The organism is Paraburkholderia silvatlantica (genome assembly GCF_003096715.1).
Lineage (GTDB): Bacteria > Pseudomonadota > Gammaproteobacteria > Burkholderiales > Burkholderiaceae > Paraburkholderia > Paraburkholderia silvatlantica.
This window is the reverse complement of sequence record NZ_QEOL01000017.1, coordinates 24,636-44,805: the sequence shown is the minus strand read 5'-3', so window position 1 is coordinate 44,805 and position 20,170 is coordinate 24,636. Positions and strand designations below refer to the sequence as shown.

Below are 20,170 nucleotides of genomic sequence, written 5' to 3'. Positions count from 1 at the left end.
CCATGCGCAGCGCGGCACGCTCCGGCAGCCCCCGGGCGGCGCGATCGCATCTCGGCTAACCCCCGACTTGCATCCCCTTCGCCTGACGTACCTGGAATACGACCGATGGAACCTCCCCACGCCTATGCGCCGCGGATCTACTTCGTCCATTCCGTCCTGGCAGGACCACTCGACGCGTGGCCGGCACACATCGCCCGCGCGGCGTCGCTTGGCTTCGACCACGTCCTGATCGGCGCGCTGTTCGCCTCGGGCGCGTCGGGCGACGACCGCATCGTCGCCGACCATGCGCGCCTGAACCCGGCCTTCGGCAGCAAGCTTTCCACAGACGACGCCGTGCGCGAACTCGCACTCGCGGCACAATCGCGCGGCATCACGCTGCTTGCCGATCTCGTACTCGATCGCAGCGCCGCCGACGGCGCACTCTACGCCGCGCATCCCGAGTGGTTCCATCCCTTCGAGCCCGAAGACGCCCGCCTCGACCCACGCCACGGCCATCGCGAAGCCAATGTCGCCTATGCCGATTTCGAGCGCGCGAGCGCGCCGCTCATCGCATGGTGGACGGCACGCGCCATCGCGCTCGTCGAAGCGGGCATCGGCGGCTTTCGCGTGGACTCCCCGCACCGCACGCCGCCCCATGTGTTGCGCGCGATCTTCGATGCCGTGCGCGCACGCTTTCCGCAGACACGCTGGCTCGCCGCAACGCCTGGCCTGCCGCGCGAGGCGATCACGCACCTCGAAGGTGCGGGCTTCGACGCGGTGTTCTCCTCGCTGCGCTGGTGGGACTTCTCGTCGAGCTGGATGGTCGAGGAACACGCCGCGTTGCGCCGCGTGGGCTCGCCGATAACGTTTCCAGAAGCGCCTTATGGCGCGCGCTACGCGCACGACCAGGAAGGCGCCGCCGATGCGCGCGCAGTCGAGCGCGCCTATCGCCGCATGCTGCGCGCGGCAGCCGCGCTCGGCACCGGCTGGCTCATGCCGATGGGTTTCGAATATGGCGTGGACGAAGCGATTTCGCACAGCGGCAACAGCGCGCAGGCGTGGGAAGCCGCGAAGGCGCGCGCCCCCTTCGATCTGAGCGCCGATGTCGCGCACGCCAACGCGTTGCAACGCGAAACATGGACGCTGCAGACCAACGGCGAACTGCGCGCGCTCAGTGGGCCTGGCGCCAGTGTCGCGGCGCTCTTGCGCGGCGACCGCGCGGACCTGCGCGAGGCGGACGAGGCCATCCTCACGCTTGTCAATCCCGCGCTCGCCGCGCCTGTGCGCGTGGACCTCGCGCGCCTGCTCGACGGTGTGCCTGGCGGTTTCACGCGCTTCGCGCCGCTCGACGCCGAGACGCTGCGCGGCGCACGCCTGCCCGCGCCGCGCGACGCGAGCGCGATCCCCGACGCATTCACGCTGCCCGCCGGCGCATGCTGGATGTTCCGCGCGCTCACGAGTCCGTACGTGGTGCTCGCGCCGCCCGAAGATCGCGGCAAGACCGACACGAGCGGCCACAAGAGCGTGCTCGAAGCGATCGCGGCGCCGCGCATCGCCATCGAGAGCACACAGCCCTCGGTCGATCACGGACGCTTCGCCGCGAAGCGCACCGTGGGCGAGCGCTGCGAAGTGCGCGCCGCCATCTTCGCGGAGGGCCACGACCGCATCGACGCCGCCGTGCTCTGGCGCGCCGCCGACGAAACCGCCTGGCACGAGTCGCCGATGTCGCCTGTGCCGCCCGCCGGCACCGACCTGTGGGCGGGCCACATTCCGCTCGATCGCATCGGACGCTACGAGTACGTCGTGATCGCGTGGCGCGACGACTTCGCCTCGCTCGCGGAACATTTGCACAAGAAGCGCGCGGCGAACCAGCCCGTCGATCTGGAGCTGGAGGAAGCGAGCCGCCTGTTCGCCCTAGTGCTCGCCACCGCGGAAACATCGGGCACGGGCGACGACGACCAGAAGCGCGCAAACGAAACGCTCGACGCCGTCGTCAAGCGCTTCATTGCTGCGGACACCGAAACACGTTGCGCGATCATCGCCGCGCCGTCGACGGCCGCGGCCGTGCGCGCCGCGCGCCACCGCCCGTTCCTTTCGCGCGACACGGTCGTGGGCCGCGTGGATGCGGAGCGCGGCGCCGCGCGCTTCGCGAGCTGGTACGAGATCTTCCCGCGCTCGATGAGCGACGACGAATCGCGCCACGGCACCTTCGACGACGTGATCGCGAAGATGCCGCGCATTCGCGAAATGGGCTTCGACGTGCTGTACTTTCCGCCGATCCACCCCATCGGCCTCGCGAACCGCAAGGGGCGCAACAACACGCTCAATGCGCAGCCCGGCGACGTGGGCAGCCCCTATGCGATCGGCGCAGCCGAAGGCGGCCACACTGCCGTGCATCCGCAACTGGGCACGCTCGAGGACTTCTGCCGCATGCTCGCCGCGGCGCGCGAACAAGGCCTCGAAATCGCACTCGATTTCGCGATTCAATGCTCGCCGGACCACCCGTGGCTGAAGGCGCATCCCACCTGGTTCGCATGGCGGCCCGACGGCACGCTGCGCTACGCCGAAAACCCGCCGAAGAAGTACCAGGACATCGTGAACCCCGAGTTCTACGCGCACGACTCGAAACCTGATTTGTGGCTCGCGCTGCGCGACGCGATCCTGTTCTGGGTAGATACGGGTGTGCGCATTTTCCGCGTGGACAACCCGCACACGAAACCGCTGCCGTTCTGGGAATGGATGATCGCCGACGTGCGCGCGCGCCACCCCGACGTGATCTTCCTCTCCGAAGCCTTCACGCGACCGCGCCTCATGTACCGGCTCGCCAAGCTCGGCTTCTCGCAGTCGTACACCTACTTCACGTGGCGCGAATCGAAGCGCGATTTCACCGAGTACCTCACGGAACTCACGCAAACCGAAGTGCGCGACTTCTATCGGCCGAACTTCTTCGTCAACACACCCGACATCAATCCGCGCCATTTGCAGACCGGCGCGCGCTCGAGCTTCCTGATCCGCGCGGCGCTGGCCGCGACGCTCTCCGGGCTGTGGGGCGTGTACTGCGGGTTCGAGCTGTGCGAAGGGCGCGCCATGCCCAATTCGGAGGAATATCTGGACTCCGAAAAATATCAGCTGCGCGCATGGGACTGGCATCGCCCCGGCAACATCGTCGCGGAGATCGCCGCGCTCAACCGCATCCGGCGCGCCAACCCGGCGCTGCACACGCATCTCGGCATCGCGTTCCTCGACGCGCGCAACGACTCGCTGCTCTGCTTCGAGAAGGCCACGCCCGCGCGCGACAACGTGATCGTCGTGGCCATCAATCTCGACGCCTTCAACGAACAGGGCGCCGACTTCGAACTTTCGTGGGCGACGTTCCAGCGCTGGCACCTCGACGACCACGCCCCCCTCAATGTGATCGACGAAATGACGGGCGAGCGCTTCGCGTGGCATGGGCGCTGGCAGCACGTGCGGCTCGACCCGCATGCGCGCCCATTCGCGATCTGGCGCATCGAGCCCGCCAACGGTCTGCCGCGCGACGAACCGCTGCCCGAACACGCCGCTGAGTACGATGAGCACATCGAGGGCCATCCCGAACTGGACGCGGACTTCCCGCCCGGAGGAGCGACATGAAACGCGACCCCGCTACGCACGAGCCTGTGGCAACGAACGTGCAGACCGTCACGCGAGACTCGACCGCACACGATCCGCGCCATGAGGAACGCGGCACGCAACGGCGCGGCAAGCCGTCGATGCTTTCCGACGACCCGCTCTGGTACAAGGACGCGATCATCTACCAGGTGCACGTGAAATCGTTCTTCGATTCGAACAACGACGGCGTGGGCGACTTCCCGGGCCTGCTCGCCAAGCTCGACTACATTGCCAGCCTTGGGGTCACCGCGATCTGGCTGCTGCCGTTCTACCCCTCGCCGCGCCGCGACGACGGCTACGACATCGCCGACTATCGCAACGTCCACCCCGACTACGGCCAGCTCGCCGACGTGCGCCGCTTCATTCAGGAAGCGCACGCGCGCGGCATGCGCGTGATCACCGAACTGGTCATCAACCACACCTCGGACCAGCACCCGTGGTTCCAGCGCGCGCGCCGCGCCAAGCCCGGCTCGAATCATCGCAACTACTACGTGTGGTCCGAAACGGACCAGAAGTACCTGGGCACGCGCATCATCTTCATCGACACGGAGCCGTCCAACTGGACGCACGACCCGGTGGCGGGCGCGTACTACTGGCACCGCTTCTATTCGCACCAGCCCGACCTGAACTTCGACAATCCGGCCGTGCTGCGCGAAGTGCTGCAGGTCATGCGCTTCTGGCTCGATATGGGCATCGACGGGCTGCGTCTGGACGCCGTGCCGTATCTCGTCGAGCGTGAGGGCACCAACAACGAGAACCTGCCCGAAACGCACGGCATTCTCAAACGGATCCGCGCGGCCATCGACGAGCACTACCCGAATCGCATGCTGCTGGCCGAAGCCAACCAGTGGCCGGAAGATGTGCAGGAGTACTTCGGCAACGAAGACGAATGCCACATGGCGTTCCACTTCCCGCTCATGCCGCGCCTCTACATGGCGATTGCGAGCGAGGACCGCTTCCCGATTCTCGACATCATGAAGCAGACGCCCGACTTGCTGCCGAGCTGCCAGTGGGCGATCTTCCTGCGCAATCACGACGAACTCACGCTCGAAATGGTGACGGACTCCGAGCGCGATTACCTCTGGAACACCTACGCGAGCGACCGGCGCGCGCGCCTGAACCTCGGTATTCGCCGGCGTCTCGCGCCGCTCATGGAGCGCGACCGCCGCCGCATCGAACTCATCAACTCGCTGCTGCTCTCCATGCCCGGCACGCCCGTGATCTATTACGGCGACGAACTCGGCATGGGCGACAACATTCACCTCGGCGACCGCGACGGCGTGCGCACGCCGATGCAGTGGTCGTCGGACCGCAATGGCGGCTTCTCGCGCGCCGACCCCGAACAGCTCGTCCTGCCGCCGCTCATGGGCTCGCTCTACGGCTACGACGCCATCAACGTCGAAGCGCAAAGCCGCGACCCGCATTCACTGCTCAACTGGACGCGCCGCATGCTCGCCACGCGCCGCGCCAGGCAGGCGTTCGGGCGCGGCACGATCCGGTTTTTGCGGCCCGCCAACCGCAAGATCCTCGCGTACCTGCGCGAAATGCCCGGCGAGGCGCCGATCCTGTGCGTGGCGAACCTGTCGCGCGCGCCCCAGGCGGTGGAACTCGATCTTTCGGAATTCGCGGGCATGTCCCCCGTCGAAATGACGGCCGACTCCGTGTTTCCGGCCATCGGGCAGTTGCCTTATCTACTGACTTTCCCGCCCTACGGCTTCCTGTGGTTCCTCCTGAGCGCCGGCGATCAGCGGCCCTCGTGGAGCCAGCCGACCTCGGAGCAATTGCCCGAGTTCGTGACCGTGGTGATCCGCGAAGGGCAAACCGGGGCGACGCCCGAAAACGTGCGGCTGCTCGAATCGGAAGTGCTGCCGTCGTGGCTCTCGCGTCGCCGCTGGTTCGCCTCCAAGGACAAGCCGCTGCGCGCGGTACGCCTCGCGGCGCTCACGACGATTTATGGCGCAGGCTTCGCGTTCACGGAGATCGAGGCCGAGCTCGCGGATGGCGCGAGCGAGCGATACGTCCTCCCGATCGCCATTACGTGGGGTACCGAAATCACCACGCCGCTGCACATTCAGCTCGCGCTCTCGCGCGTGCGGCGCGGCCGCACGGTGGGTTATCTCACGGATGCGTTCTCGCTGCCGTGGTTCGCCTATGGCGTGCTGCGCAAACTGCGCGAGCGCGCCTCGGTGCCCACCGTGCAGCAGAGCACGATCCGCTTCGAGCCGACGGAGCGCCTCGACGAACTCGACCTTGGCGACACGCCGGAAGTGCGCTGGCTCGCGGCCGAGCAGAGCAACAGCTCGCTCGTGATCGCGGAAACCCTCGTGCTCAAGATCGTGCGCCGGCTGATGGCGGGCGTGCACCCCGAAGCGGAAATGAGCCGCTACCTCACGAAGCTCGGCTACGCAAACACCGCGCCGCTTTACGGCGAAGTCGTGCGTGTCGATCCCGCGGGCGTGCCGCATACGCTCATCATCGTGCAGGGTTTCATCGACAACCAGGGCAACGCGTGGGACTGGGCGCTCGACTATCTGCGCCGCACGATCGACGAACTCGCGCTCGCCATGGACGACGACACGAGCGCCGACCAGGCGCACGAGGAAGAAGCCGTGCAGGGCTATTGCGCGGTGATCGGCGCCATCGGCAAGCGGCTGGGCGAACTGCACGCGATGCTCTCCCGACCCAGCGACGACGAAGCCTTCGCGCCCGTTGCCGCCACACCCGGCGACGTACGCGGCTGGATCGCCGACACGAAGGCCATGCTCAACGAAGCGCTCGACATCGTCGCGAAGCACACGGGCGAAGACGAGCAAACACTCGACGAAGACGCACGCGACCTCGCCCGCAGCCTGATCGACCGGCGCAAGGCACTCGTCGCGAAGATCGACGAACTCGTGCCGGACGACACCAAGGCCGCCCGCATCCGCATACACGGCGATTTCCACCTTGGCCAGGTCCTGCTCTCCCAGGGCGACGCGTATTTGATCGACTTCGAAGGCGAGCCCGCGCGAGCGCTCGAATACCGGCGCGCCAAGGCCTCGCCGCTGCGCGACGTGGCGGGCCTGCTGCGCTCGCTCTCGTATGCGGGAGCCGCCGCGCAATCGACGCTCGAAAACGCGCCGCAGCAAGTCGTCGATCGCAAGCGTGCCCTGTTCGAGCGCTTCCGCGGCTACGCGGCCGAAGCGTTCCTGAGCCAGTACCGCGCAGCCGTGGCCGACGGACCGCTCACGCTCGTCGGCGCTTCGCACGAACAGGCGCTGCTCGACCTGTTCCTGATCGAGAAGGCGGCTTACGAGATCCGCTACGAGGCGGCCAACCGCCCCACGTGGCTCGCATTGCCGATACGCGGACTCGCGGCGCTGGCGGCGCGCGTGCTCGGACTCACGCCGACGCAGTCCACACAATCGCATTCCGGCGGAGGTGGCCATGGTTGAGCGCGCGCCCCAAGCCGGCCTGATTCCCCACGACGCCGACGCACTCGCCGGCGCCTACCACTCCGATCCTTTCTCTGTGCTCGGGCTGCATTGGGTGGACGGCGCCCCCTACGTGCGCGCATGGCTGCCCAACGCCTCGGGCGCAAGTGTCGTGGCGCGCGACCGCGCCCACACGCTCGGCGAACTTTCGCTCGTGCATCCCGCAGGACTCTATGCAGGACCGCTCGCGGAAGCGGTGCCCTACCGGCTCGTGATCGACTGGCATGGCGTGAGCCAGGAAATCGAGGATACCTATTCATTCGGCCCGCAGCTTTCGCACGAAGCATTGGTGCGTCTTGCAGACGGCGACCCCTACGCGGTGCTCGAATGCCTCGGCGCGCGGCCCTCGACGTGCGACGGCGTACCCGGCGTGCGCTTCGCCGTCTGGGCGCCGAATGCGAAGCGCGTCTCCGTGGTGGGCGACTTCAACGCGTGGGACGGACGGCGTCACCCCATGCGGCTGCGCCACGAAGCGGGCGTCTGGGAGCTTTTCATTCCGCGTGTGGCGCCCGGCGCGCGCTACAAGTACGAGCTACTCGGCGCGCGCGGCGCGGTCCTGCCGCTCAAGGCCGACCCCTGCGCGCTGCAGACGGAATGCCCGCCGGGCACCGCTTCGATCGTCGCGCCGGTCGAGGCGATCGATCACTACGCGTGGCGCGATCAGGAATGGCTGCAAACGCGCGCCGAACGGCAGAACGCGCGCGCCGCCATGTCGGTCTACGAGGTCCATGCGCCTTCGTGGCTGCCCACGCAAGGCGCCGATGCCCCCGCGCCCGACTGGGGCGCGCTCGCCGAGCGCCTGATCCCCTACGCGCAGGGCATGGGCTTCACGCACATCGAATTGCTGCCCGTGGCGGAACACCCGTTTGGCGGCTCGTGGGGCTATCAGCCGCTCTCGCAGTTCGCCCCCACCGCGCGTCTCGGCGCGCCGGCGGACTTCGCGGCATTCGTCGATCGCGCGCACGCAGCCGGGCTTGGCGTGATTCTCGACTGGGTGCCCGCGCACTTCCCGAACGACGCGCACGGTCTCATCGACTTCGACGGCACGGCGCTCTACGAACATGCCGACCCGCGCGAAGGCTATCACCCCGACTGGAACACGATGATCTACAACCTGGGACGCCGCGAGGTGAGCGCGTTCCTCGTCGCGTCGGGCCTCGCGTGGCTCATGCGCTATCACGTGGATGGGCTGCGCGTGGACGCGGTCGCCTCGATGCTCTACCGCGACTATTCGCGCGCGCAAGGCGAGTGGGTGCCCAACATCTATGGCGGCCGCGAAAATCTCGAATCGATCGCGTTTCTCAAGCGCCTCAATCACGAAACGCAATACGTTCCGCAACGCCCCGGCGTCATCACCATTGCCGAGGAATCCACCGCCTGGCCGGGCGTCACGGCCCGGCCCGAGGATGGCGGCCTCGGCTTCCAGTTCAAGTGGAACATGGGCTGGATGCACGACACGCTGCACTACATGCACGAAGACCCCGTTTATCGCCGCTATCACCATCACCTGATGACGTTCGCGATGGTCTACGCGTGGTCCGAACGCTTCGTGCTGCCGCTGTCGCACGACGAAGTCGTGCATGGCAAAGGCTCGCTGCTCGGCAAGATGCCGGGCGACCGCTGGCAGAAGTTCGCGAACCTGCGCGCGTATTTCGGCTTCATGTGGGCGCACCCCGGCAAGAAGCTGCTGTTCATGGGCGGCGAGTTCGGGCAGATGGCCGAATTCGATCACGACGGCACGCCGCACTGGAACCTGCTCGACGACCCGCTGCACCGCGGCGTCCAAACACTCGTGCGCGACCTCAACCGTCTCTATGCGAACGAGCCCGCGCTCTACACGCTCGACTCGGAACCCGGCGGCTTCGAATGGCTGGTTGCCGACGACAACGAAAACAGCGTGCTCGCATGGCGCCGCGTGGACGGCTCGGGCCGCGAGATCGTGGTGATCTGCAACTTCACGCCGGTGCCGCGCCACGGCTACCGCATCGGCATGCCGCAGCCGGGACAGTGGGAAGAAGCGCTCAACACCGACGCCGAAGTGTACGGCGGCTCGAACATGGGCAACGGGGGCCTCGTCACCACGGAGGGCGTGGTGAGCCACGGCAAGCCGCAGTCGGCCGCCTTCGTCCTGCCGCCGCTCGGCACGCTGATACTGCGCCTGCGCCGATAGCGAGACACGGCGCGGCGCAGCGGCGCGATTTGATCAGGAACCCGATGCAAAACGAAGAACAACAGATGGAGCATCGTCATGGCAAACGGTCCGCCTGAGCGCCTGCTGCCCGGCTCCCCCTGGCCGCTCGGGGCGACGTGGGACGGCCTCGGCACCAACTTCGCCGTGTTCTCGTCCCACGCCTGGCGCATCGAGCTGTGCCTCTTCGACCCCACCGGCCGCAAGGAGCGCATTCGCTACACCTTGCCCGAATGCACCGATGAGGTGTGGCACGGCTATCTGCCGGGCGCGCATCCCGGCACTGTCTACGGCCTGCGCGCGCATGGGCCCTATCAGCCGCATCTGGGGCACCGCTTCAATTCGCACAAGCTGCTGCTGGACCCCTACGCGAAGCAGCTCATCGGCCAGTTCCGCTGGTCGGACACGCTGTACGGTTATCGTGTGCATTCGAACCGCGTGGATCTCTCGATCGACCGGCGCGACTCCGCGCCGGCCATGCCCAAATGCGTGGTCGTGAACGACAAGTTCGACTGGTCGCGCGACCGGCGCCCCAATACGCCGTGGGGCGACACCGTCATCTACGAGGCGCATCTGCGCGGGCTTTCGATGCAGCGTCACGAGCTGCGCACGCACATGCGGGGCACCTTCGCCGGGTTTGCGGCGCCGCGTTTCATCGAGCATCTGCACAAGCTCGGCGTCACAGCCATCGAGATCCTGCCGGTCCACGCGTTTCTCTCCGAGCGCTTTCTGATCGATCGAGGACTGCGCAACTACTGGGGCTACAATGCGGCCGCGTTCTTCGCGCCAGAGCCGAGCTACCTCGTGGGCTACGACACCGACGAAATGCGCATTGCCGTGCGGCAGCTTCATGCGGCAGGTATCGAAGTCTTTCTCGACGTGGTCTACAACCATACCTGCGAAGGGGGCGAAATGGGCCCCACGGTCTCGTGGCGCGGCCTCGACAACGCCAGCTATTACCGCTGCGTGCCCGGCGACGAGCGCCACTTCATCAACGACACGGGCTGCGGCAACACGCTCGACCTCTCGCATCCGCGCGTGCTGCAGATGGTCGCCGATTCGCTGCGCCACTGGGTCACGTCATATGGCATCGACGGTTTCCGCTTCGACCTTGGCGTGACGCTCGGGCGCGAGCCCGCGGGCTTCGACCCGAACGGCGGGTTCTTCGACGTGCTGCGCCAGGACCCCGTGCTTTCGCAATGCAAGCTGATTTCCGAGCCATGGGACGTGGGCCCGGGCGGCTATCAGCTTGGCAATCATCCGCCCGGCTTTTCTGAATGGAACGATCGCTTTCGCGACAGCGTGCGGCGCTACTGGCGCGGCGCACCGGGCCAGCGCGCCGACCTCGCGGCACGCCTGACCGGCAGCGCGGATCTGTTCGACAAGCGCAAGCGCCGGCCTTGGGCGTCGATCAATTTCATCACCTCGCACGACGGCTTCACGCTCGCCGACCTCGTTTCGTACGAGCGCAAGCATAACGAGGCGAACGGCGAAGAGAACCGCGACGGCCACAACGAAAACTGGAGCGCGAACTGGGGCGTGGAAGGCCCCACCGACGACCCGGCCATCCTCGCCACGCGCGCGCGTGTGGCCCGCTCGATGATGGCCACGCTCCTGATCGCGCTCGGCACGCCCATGCTGCTCGCGGGCGACGAGGCCTGCCGCACGCAGCGCGGCAACAACAATGCGTACTGCCAGGACAACGATATGTCGTGGCTCGACTGGGCGCTGGCCGAAACGCCGCAAGGCAAGGCGATGACGCGTTTCGCCGCGCGCGTGATCGCGCTGCGCCGCGACCATCCGCTGCTGCGCGAAACGCGCTTTCTGTTCGGCGAGCGCGAATTGATGCCCGGCGTGCACGATATCGACTGGTTCGACGAACGTGGCGAGCCGCTCTCGCCAGAGGCCTGGCACGACCCGGAGGCGAGCGCGTTCACCATGCGGCGCGCAGGAGCGGGACTCCAAGGCCAAATGGAAGTATTGTTGATGATGCTGAACGCCTCGCAGGGCGCGGTGACGTTCGCCGCGCCGGCGCCGCGCATGGCATGGGAGGTGCTGCTCGATACCGCGCGGCCCGACGCGGCGCCCTACGCGCTGCCCGACACGACGTACGAGCTGGCTGCACGCGCGCTCGCCGTGCTCCGCGCCCGTCCGGCGCGTGCCGACACGCACCGGCCAGCGGGCACGCGCGGCGACGCACCCACGCCGGACCCGCGCCGCACGCCCGGCGCGTCCAGGACGGACGCCCCCGCGGGCCCGGACGAAGCCGCCGCTGGATGAGTCAAGGACGCAACGAGGAAGCAAACAGGAATCCACCATGTCCCCGCTTTCGCACGATCCGCACACCCGCCGGTACATGCATTGCCTGCCGTTCGGCGCGCAACTGATCGGCGCGGCGCACGCACAGCCGCATACGCGCTTTCGCTTCTGGGCGCCGTCGTGTCAATCGGCGCAGGTCGTGTTCGAGAACGTGAGAGACGCGCCGCCGCTCGACATGACGCCGAGCGGCAACGGCTGGTTCGAGGCACAGGCGCCGTGCGGGCCGGGCACGCTGTACCGCTACTGCATCGACGGCCAGCAACGTGTACCCGACCCCGCATCGCGCTTCCAGCCTCAGGGCGTGCACGGGCCGAGCGAAGTGCTCGACCCGCGCGCGTACGCCTGGCAGCATACGCACTGGCAAGGGCGCCCCTGGGAAGAGTCGGTGATCTACGAGCTGCACGTGGGCGCGCTGGGCGGATACCAGGGTGTAATGAAACGTCTGCCCGCGCTCGCGGCGCTTGGCGTGACGGCCGTCGAACTCATGCCGCTCAACGACTATCCGGGAGAGCGCGGCTGGGGCTACGACGTCGTGCTGCCTTACGCGCCGCACGCGGCCTATGGCAGTCCTGACGAACTGAAAACGCTCGTCGATACGGCACATGGGCTGGGGCTGCAGATGTTCATCGACGTCGTGTACAACCACTTCGGCCCCGACGGGAACTGGCTTGGCCTCTACGCCAAGCCGTTCTTCCGCCAGGACGTGAAGACGCCGTGGGGCGAAGCACTCGACTTCGACCGCTTCGAAGTGCGCGACTTCTACTGCGACAACGCGCTCTACTGGCTCACGGAATATCGCTTCGACGGGCTGCGCATCGACGCTGCGCACGCGATCGGCAACACCGGCTGGCTGCGCGAGCTGGCCGACCACGTGAAGGCGCGTGTCGAGCCCGGCCGGCACGTGCACCTCGTGCTCGAAAACGAGCACAACGAAGCCAGGCTGCTCGAATCGCACTTCAGTGCGCAGTGGAACGACGACGCGCATCATTGCTTTCACGTGCTGCTGACCGGCGAATCGGAAGGCTACTATCGCGCGTTCAAGGATTCCCCCATCGGCAAACTCGCGCGCGTGCTCGGCGAAGGCTTCGTGTACCAGGGCGACCCGTCGCCCGTGCATGCGGGCAAGCCGCGCGGCGAACCGAGCGCGCATCTGCCGCCCACCGCGTTCGTGATGTTCCTGCAGAACCACGACCAGATCGGCAACCGCGCGCTGGGCGACCGGCTGCGCACGCTGGCCGACGACGACGCCCTGCGCGCCGCCACGGCGATGCTGCTGCTTTCGCCGCAAATTCCGCTGCTCTTCATGGAGGAGGAATACGGCTCGACGCAGCCGTTCCAGTTCTTCACTGCCTTCACCGGTCAACTCGCCGATGCGGTACGCGAAGGCCGCCGCCGCGAATTCAAGGCATTCAGTGCGTTCAACGACGAAGCGAGCCGCGCACGCATTCCCGATCCGAACGATCTGCAGACCTTCGTGAATTCGTCGCCGCCGGCCGACGCGCCGCTCGACGGCGAACGGCTCGAATGGATGCATTTCTACCAATCGGCGCTCTGCGTGCGTGCGCATCTGCTCATGCCGCGCCTGCGCCACGCGCGCGCGCTCGGCGCGACCGTGCTCGCCGACGACGCCGCGAACGGCCTCGCCGCGCTCGTCGCGCGCTGGCGCCTCGACGATGGCGAGACGCTCACGATCGCGCTGAACCTGGGCAGCGACGGGGTGCCGCTCAGTCCGCGGCCCGAGGGCATGGTGATCTTCGAAACGCCGCCGCGTGCGCGCGACCATGCCGACCATGGCGTGCTGCCCGAGAGCGCGTGCATTGCATGGCTCACCGGCAACGTGCCCGAGTATTCGAGCCAGCACGACGCGCGCGTCGTGCACCGCGAGGAGCCCAACGCATGAGCACGGCGCGCCGCAGCGAAACGCTCGCGACCCTGGCCGCCCGCGCGGGCTTCGAGGTCGAATGGACCGACGCGCACGGCGCCGTGCAGCGCGTGCCCGACAGCACGCTCGCCGCCCTGCTGGAATGCGCGGGCCTGCCTTGCGCCAATGCCACGCAAATCCGCCAGAGCGCCTCCGCGCTCAACGCCGAACAGTCGACGCGGCGACTGCCGCCGCTCATCACCGCCGAATACGACAACGCGATCGAGCTGCCGCCTTCGGCCGTACGCGCGGGCAGCCACTATCGTATCGACCTCGAAAGCGGCGAGCATATCGAGGGCCGCTTCACCTCGCCGCGCGGCGAGAGCGCGTTGCTCGCGCCGCTTGCGGAGCCGGGCTACCACACGCTCACCGTCAACGACCATCGCTTGACGATCGCGGTCGCGCCGCCGCACTGCCATACCGTCGCCGACGCCTGGCGCGCACGTCACGGCGACAGTGGCGCGGTGCCGCCGCTATGGGGCCTCGCCGCGCAATTGTATGGACTCCGACGCAACGGCGACGGCGGCATCGGCGACTACACCGCGCTCGCCACGCTGGCGAGCGAAAGCGCACGGCGCGGCGCGCAGGCGCTCGCGGTAAGCCCGACCCATGCGATGTTCAGCGCCGAGCCGGGCCACTTCAGCCCTTATTCGCCCTCGTCGCGCCTGTGGGTCAACGTCGCGCATATCGATCCCGCCGCGGAATTCGGCGCCAAGGCCGCGCACGACGCGAGCGTGGCCGCGAATGCGCTCGACGCCTGGCGCGAACTCGAAGCCGCGCCGCTCGTGGACTGGCAGCGTGCGTTGCCGCTCAAGCTGAAGGTGCTGCGCGCGCTGTTCGAGCGCTTCGACGCCGAAGAGCGCGCAAGCGGCTCGCCGCGTGCCGCCGCCTTCGCCGCGTTCTGCGCACAGGGCGGCGAGGCGCTCGAGGACCACGCGCGTTTCGAGGCGCTGCAGGAAGCCATGCTGCAGGGCCCCGGCGGCGCGCGCCACTGGCGCGACTGGCCCGAGCCGCTGCGCGACCCGCGCAGCGCCGACGTGGCGACGTTTGCGCAGGAGCGCCGGCGCGAAGTCGACTTTCACTGCTTCCTGCAATGGCTCGCGGCGCAAGGGCTCTCGGGCGCGCAGCGCAGCGCGCGCGAGGCCGGCATGGCGATCGGCCTCGTCGCCGATCTCGCCGTGGGCTGCGACGGCGCCGGCTCGCACGCGTGGTCGCTGCCGCAGGACATGCTGCAGCGCGTTTCGGTCGGCGCGCCGCCCGACATCTTCAACCAGGCCGGGCAAAGCTGGGGGCTCACGACGTTCTCGCCGCGCGCCATGCACAACAACGGCTTTCGCGCGTTCATCGACATGCTGCGCGCCGCCTTTGCCCACGCGGGCGGCGTGCGCATCGACCACATTCTCGGGCTGCGCCGGCTCTGGCTCGTGCCCGAAGGCGAAAGCGCGCGCCATGGCGCGTATCTGCGCTACCCGTTCGACGATCTCGTCCGGCTCATTGCGCTCGAATCGTGGCGGCATCGCGCAATCGTGATTGGCGAAGACCTCGGCACCGTGCCGCCGGGGCTGCGCGAGCGGCTCGCCGCGCACGGCCTGTATGGCATTCGCGTGCTGTGGTTCGAGCACGACGGCAAGGGCTTTCTCGCGCCTGCGCGCTGGGACCCGCATGGCGTCGCGACGACCACCACGCATGATCTGCCGACCGTCGCGGGCTGGTGGCGCGGCGCGGACATCGACTGGCGCAGCCGCATCGGCCAGACGCTCCCGCGCGCCGACGGGCGCGACCCCGTCGCGCTCGACCACGCGCGGCGCGCGACAGATCGCGTCGCGCTCTGGCATGCGCTGCAGCACAGCGGGCTCGCGCCGCGCGACACCGATCCGCCGCCCGCCGGCGATCCGCCCGTGAACGCCGCGCTCGCCTATGTCGCGGCAACGCGCAGCCCGCTCGTCACCTGCCCGCTCGAAGACCTGCTCGCGTTGTCGGACCAGCCGAATCTGCCCGGCTCGATCGACGAGCATCCGAACTGGCGCCGCCGCCTGCCGCTGCCCGTCGAGACGCTGTTCGCCGATCCCGCCGTCGCCGCGCGCGTCGAAGCCGTCGTCCACGCACGCGAAGCCGTCGCGCGCGCGCAGTCCGGCCCGGGCGCCGATAGCGGCGCGCGCGACGCCCACTCAACCGCCAGCCCGGCGCCAGGTGCGCCCGAAAAGAAGCAGACGCCATGACACACCCTCGCGCGACGCTGCGCCTGCAGCTCCACCACGGCTTCACGTTTGCCGACGCGCTCGCGCAGCTCGACTACTTCGCCGCGCTCGGCGTGAGCCATCTCTACCTTTCCCCCGTCACGACCGCGCAGCCCGGCTCGATGCATGGCTACGACACCGTCGACTATGGCACGGTGAGCGCGGAACTGGGCGGCGAAGGCGCGCTGCGCCGCTTCGCCGCGAAGGTGCACGAGCGCGGCATGGGCATCATCGCCGACTTCGTGCCGAATCACATGGGCGTGGGCGGCGGTCACAACGCCTGGTGGCTGGACATCCTCGAATGGGGACGTCACAGCGCGTACGCGCGCCACTTCGACGTGGACTGGCACTCGCCCGACCCCGCCCTGCGCGGCAAGGTGCTGATGCCGTTTCTCGGCGCGCAGTACGGCGAAGAACTCGCGGCAGGCCGCATCGAGCTGAAGTTCGACCCGGCCGCCGCGCGCTTTTACGTGCAGTACGGGCCGCACGTGTGCCCGATCTGCCCGACCGATTACGCGGCGCTGCTGCAATCCGCGAACCGCGCCGATCTCAACACGCTCGCCGGGCCGTTCCAGGGCCTCACGACCCAGCCCGACGATCAGGCGCGCGCCGCCGCCGGGCGCGACGCGCTGCGCGCGTTCGTCGAGCGGGCCGGCACGGACCCCATCGACTTCGTTCTGGAATCCTATGCAAGCGGCGACCCGGTGCCGCGCGAGCGGCTGCACCGCCTGCTGGAACGCCAGCACTTCCGGCTCGCGTGGTGGCGCACCGCCACCGACGAGATCAACTGGCGGCGCTTCTTCGACATCACCGCGCTCGCCGGCGTGCGCGTGGAACGCCACGACGTGTTCGAGGCCGTGCACAAGCTCGTGTTTCGCCTCTATGCCGACGGCGTGATCGACGGCCTGCGCATCGACCATATCGACGGGCTCGCGGACCCGCGCGAGTACTGCGAACGCCTGCGGCAGCGGCTCGCTGCGCTGCGCGCCACGCCGCCCTTCATCGTGGTCGAGAAGATCCTCGCGCAAGGCGAAACGCTGCGCGACGACTGGCCCGTGCAAGGCACGACCGGCTACGACTTCATGAACGACGTGGGCGCCTTGCTGCACGATCCCGCGGGCGCCGCGCCGCTCGCCGAAGCGTGGGCCGCCATTGCCGGCGACGACCGGCCGTTCGCTGCCTACGCGCTCGACGCGCGCCGCGAGATGCTGGCCGCCTATCTGCCCGCGGAACTCGACCATGTGACGCGCGCGCTGCACCGCATCGCGCGCGAACTCCCGGCTACGCGCGACACCACCTATGCGTCGGTGCATCGCGTGGCCGCGCATCTGGCCATGTACTTCCCGATTTATCGGATCTATCCGGTGAACGGCTTGCGCGGCGCGCTCGACAACCGCTATTTCGGCGTGGCGCTCGAAGCCGCGCGACAAGCGCTGCCGCGCGCGAGCCTCGCGGCGCTCGATCTGGTCGACGGCTGGCTGGGCGGCCGCGCTCCCGACCCGGCCGCCAACAATCCCGGTAGCGCCGGCGGCAACAGCAGCAACAGCGGCGGCGCCAGGACGCCACGCGCCGCGCCGGCCGGCGCGAATGCGGGTGCGGGTGCGGGTGCGGGCAGCAACCCAGCGAATACGCCGCTCAGCCATTCGCTCATTGCGCAGCGCACGGCGCTCGCGCTGTTCTCGCAGCTCACCGCGCCGCTCGCGGCAAAGGCCACGGAAGACACCGCGCTCTATCGCTACGGACGCCTGCTCTCGCGTAACGAAGTGGGCGCGGACCCCGACGATTTCGCGCGCACGCCCCACGACTTTCATGCGTCGAACCGGCTGCGCCAGCGCCGCCCTTATGGGCTGCTCGCCACGGCCACGCACGACCACAAGCGCGGCGAGGACGTGCGCGCGCGGCTCGCCGTACTGAGCGAAATTGCGCCCGACTGGAGCGCCACGCTGCGCGCGTGGTCGACGCTGAACCAGACGCATCGCCGCAACGACGGGACGGCCGGCGCGGCCTGGTCGCCGGGACCCACTGCCGAGGCGATGCTGTATCAAACGCTGGTGGGCTGCTGGCCGCCCGAACTCGACCCGGGCGACGAGGCGGGCGTGCATGCGCTCGCGGAGCGCGTCTCGACGTGGCTGCTCAAGGCGTTGCGCGAAGCAAAGCTGCGCACGACCTGGCTCTCGTCCGACGAGACCTATGAATCGGAATGCCAGGCATTTCTCTTCGATATCCTCGCGCCGCAGCGGCGAGACGGCTTTTTGCAGGCGCTGGCCGAATTCGTCGCGCGTGTGGCACCTGCGGGCGCGCTCAATACGCTGCTGCAAACGGTGCTGCGGCTCACTTCGCCGGGCGTGCCCGATCTTTATCAGGGTACCGAACTATGGGATTTCAGCCTCGTCGATCCGGATAACCGGCGGCCGGTCGATTACGCCGCCCGCGCGGCCGCGCTCGACGATCAGGCGCCCGCCGCGAAACTGAAGGACTGGCGCAACGCACACGTGAAACTGGCCACGGTGCACCGCCTGCTCGCGCTGCGAGCGCGCGCGCCCGAACTGCTGCGCGAAGGCGAGTATCTGCCGCTCACGGTGAGCGGCGCGCAGGCCTCCCATGTGATCGCGTTCGCGCGCCATCACGGCAATGCGTGGGCCGTCGTGATCGGCACCCGCCTCGCGGCGGGTTTGCTGGATGGCGACACGCCGCTCGTCGCGCCCGAACGCTGGGAAGAGACCACGGTCGAATTGCCCAAAGGATGCGCGCAAGCCACGCTGCACGACTGGCTCAGCGACGCCACGCACACGGTGCGCGAAGGCGGCACGCTCGCGCTGCGCGAGGTCCTCGGCGCCATGCCCGTAGCGGTGCTCTCCACGCTCGCGCGCAGCTAAGAGGTGTGCTCAACCGCCTTCGTCCTCGAGATCTTTGGGATACACGCGCACGAGCACGATGCGCGGCCCCTTCATTTTCTTCACGACGATGTCGAAGCGGTCGAACTCCACGCGCTGCCCTTCGGTGGGCAGGTCGTTGAGCGCATGAATCACGAGACCGCCCACCGACTCCGCGCGCCCTTCGTCGATGTCGATGCCGAGCGCCTGCTCCAGCGACACCACAGGCAGGCTGCCGCGGCCCATCAGCGTGCCGTCGTCCATACGGGTCCAGTCGGTGTCGGCCTGGTGAAATTCGTCGTGAATCTGGCCGACGAGCGCGCCCAGCAGATTGTCGAGCGTGAGAAAGCCGACCGGGCGCGCGTTCTTGTGCCCCACCAGCGCGAAATGCGGCGCGCCCTTGCGAAAGCGGCGGAACAGCGCGAGCGCGGGCGTGTCGGGCCGCACGTACTGCACGGGGCGCACGAACTTGCCGAGATCGCTGAGGGCGTTGCCCGCCTCGCGCGCGAGCAGCAGGTCCTTCAGGTGGATGAGCCCCGCCACGCGCTCGCCCGCGGCGTCTTCGAACAGCGGGTAGCGGCTGAAACGGTGGCGCGCCACGATCTGCATGTTCTCGCGCAGCGACAGGTCGCGGCGCAGCCCCACCATCTCGTGCGTAGGCCGCATGAGGTCGGATATCGTGAGGCGCGAGAAGTCGAGCGAATGGGCGAGCGTGTTCCATTCGTCGGCGCTATAGGCGTTCGCGGCCGGCGCGGGGAGCAGCGGCACCGCGCCGTTTGCCCCTTTTGCCCCTTTTGCGCCGCGCGGCTCGTGCATCGCGTCTTGCGCCTCGGCCTGGGCGGCGGCGCGGCGGCTGCGCAGGATCAGCTTGAGTTCGTCGGTCGAATAGTGCGTGTCGTGGCCGTGCTCCGAAGAAAGGCCCGCGAGGCGCAGCACCGCGTTCGCGCTCGTATTGAGCACCCAGATCGCGGGATACATGGTCCAGTAGAAACCGTAGAGCGGCATGGCCGTCCACAGCGAGATCTTCTCGGCCTGGCGGATGGCGAGCGACTTCGGCGCAAGTTCGCCCACCACGATGTGCAGAAACGAAATGACCGTGAACGCGAACACCAGCGAGATGGCATGCACGAGTTCCGCCGATTGCACGCCTAGCAGTTCGAACACCGGCGCGAGCAACTGCGCGAACGCCGGCTCGCCGATCCAGCCGAGGCCGAGCGAAGCGAGCGTGATGCCGAGCTGGCATGCGGAAAGATAGGCATCGAGCTGGCCATGAACCTTGGCGAGCAGGTGGCCACGCAAGCCGTGCTGCTGCGCGAGGGTCTGCACGCGCGTGGCGCGCAGTTTGACGAGGCCGAACTCGGCCGCGACAAAGAAACCGTTGAGGGCAACGAGCAGGAACGCCCCGATGAGGGCGAGAAGCTGGATCAAGACAGATGGCTCCGAGGGACGAAGCGCTCAGTATAAGGGTGCAAGGCGGATGAAAGGCTCAGGCGAACTCAATCCGGCCCGCCGCTCATGGGCGCCCCGGCTCG

Annotated in this window: 8 protein-coding genes; 7 read left to right on the top strand and 1 reads right to left on the bottom strand. The window is 68.3% G+C overall.

The annotated features are described in order from the left end of the window. The first annotated feature begins 105 nt into the window (after positions 1 to 105). From C7411_RS21855 to treY, 7 genes are all read left to right on the top strand, one after another. Positions 106 to 3,609 carry a maltotransferase domain-containing protein gene (locus C7411_RS21855; RefSeq protein ID WP_110386152.1) on the top strand — a complete coding sequence of 1,168 codons (3,504 nt, stop codon included), beginning with the start codon at positions 106 to 108 and terminating at the stop codon, positions 3,607 to 3,609. Beyond that, positions 3,606 to 7,061: a maltose alpha-D-glucosyltransferase gene (gene treS / locus C7411_RS21850; protein ID WP_110386151.1), complete on the top strand. Its 3,456-nt coding sequence runs from the start codon at positions 3,606 to 3,608 to the stop codon at positions 7,059 to 7,061. Before C7411_RS21855 ends, treS begins: the two co-directional genes overlap by 4 nt. Next, complete coding sequence (gene glgB, locus C7411_RS21845) at positions 7,054 to 9,270, top strand: 1,4-alpha-glucan branching protein GlgB (RefSeq protein ID WP_110386150.1); 2,217 nt, start codon at positions 7,054 to 7,056, stop codon at positions 9,268 to 9,270. The genes treS and glgB overlap by 8 nt, the downstream gene beginning before the upstream one ends. Positions 9,271 to 9,348: 78 nt before the next feature. Next, on the top strand, positions 9,349 to 11,568 hold the full coding sequence (glgX, locus tag C7411_RS21840; protein WP_110386149.1) for a glycogen debranching protein GlgX: 2,220 nt from the start codon (positions 9,349 to 9,351) through the stop codon (positions 11,566 to 11,568). Between the two features lie 37 nt (positions 11,569 to 11,605). Then, the gene (treZ, locus tag C7411_RS21835) at positions 11,606 to 13,507 is read left to right on the top strand and encodes a malto-oligosyltrehalose trehalohydrolase (RefSeq protein ID WP_110386148.1); all 1,902 of its coding nucleotides are present in this window, start codon (positions 11,606 to 11,608) and stop codon (positions 13,505 to 13,507) included. Then, complete coding sequence (gene malQ / locus C7411_RS21830) at positions 13,504 to 15,747, top strand: 4-alpha-glucanotransferase (RefSeq protein WP_110386147.1); 2,244 nt, start codon at positions 13,504 to 13,506, stop codon at positions 15,745 to 15,747. The genes treZ and malQ overlap by 4 nt, the downstream gene beginning before the upstream one ends. Beyond that, positions 15,744 to 18,641: a malto-oligosyltrehalose synthase gene (gene treY / locus C7411_RS21825; protein WP_110386146.1), complete on the top strand. Its 2,898-nt coding sequence runs from the start codon at positions 15,744 to 15,746 to the stop codon at positions 18,639 to 18,641. Before malQ ends, treY begins: the two co-directional genes overlap by 4 nt. 9 nt (positions 18,642 to 18,650) lie before the next feature. Here the strand turns inward: treY and C7411_RS21820 are convergent, their stop codons facing one another. Continuing rightward, on the bottom strand, positions 18,651 to 20,066 hold the full coding sequence (locus C7411_RS21820) for a hemolysin family protein (protein WP_110386145.1): 1,416 nt from the start codon (positions 20,064 to 20,066) through the stop codon (positions 18,651 to 18,653). Positions 20,067 to 20,170 lie beyond the last annotated feature (104 nt).

Excerpts from the sequence above, each read along its gene's own strand:
- C7411_RS21855 (WP_110386152.1), top strand. The coding sequence starts at position 106 with ATGGAACCTCCCCACGCCTATGCGCCGCGGATCTACTTCGTCCATTCC.
- treS (WP_110386151.1), top strand. The coding sequence starts at position 3,606 with ATGAAACGCGACCCCGCTACGCACGAGCCTGTGGCAACGAACGTGCAG.
- glgB (WP_110386150.1), top strand. The coding sequence starts at position 7,054 with ATGGTTGAGCGCGCGCCCCAAGCCGGCCTGATTCCCCACGACGCCGAC.
- glgX (WP_110386149.1), top strand. The coding sequence starts at position 9,349 with ATGGCAAACGGTCCGCCTGAGCGCCTGCTGCCCGGCTCCCCCTGGCCG.
- treZ (WP_110386148.1), top strand. The coding sequence starts at position 11,606 with ATGTCCCCGCTTTCGCACGATCCGCACACCCGCCGGTACATGCATTGC.
- malQ (WP_110386147.1), top strand. The coding sequence starts at position 13,504 with ATGAGCACGGCGCGCCGCAGCGAAACGCTCGCGACCCTGGCCGCCCGC.
- treY (WP_110386146.1), top strand. The coding sequence starts at position 15,744 with ATGACACACCCTCGCGCGACGCTGCGCCTGCAGCTCCACCACGGCTTC.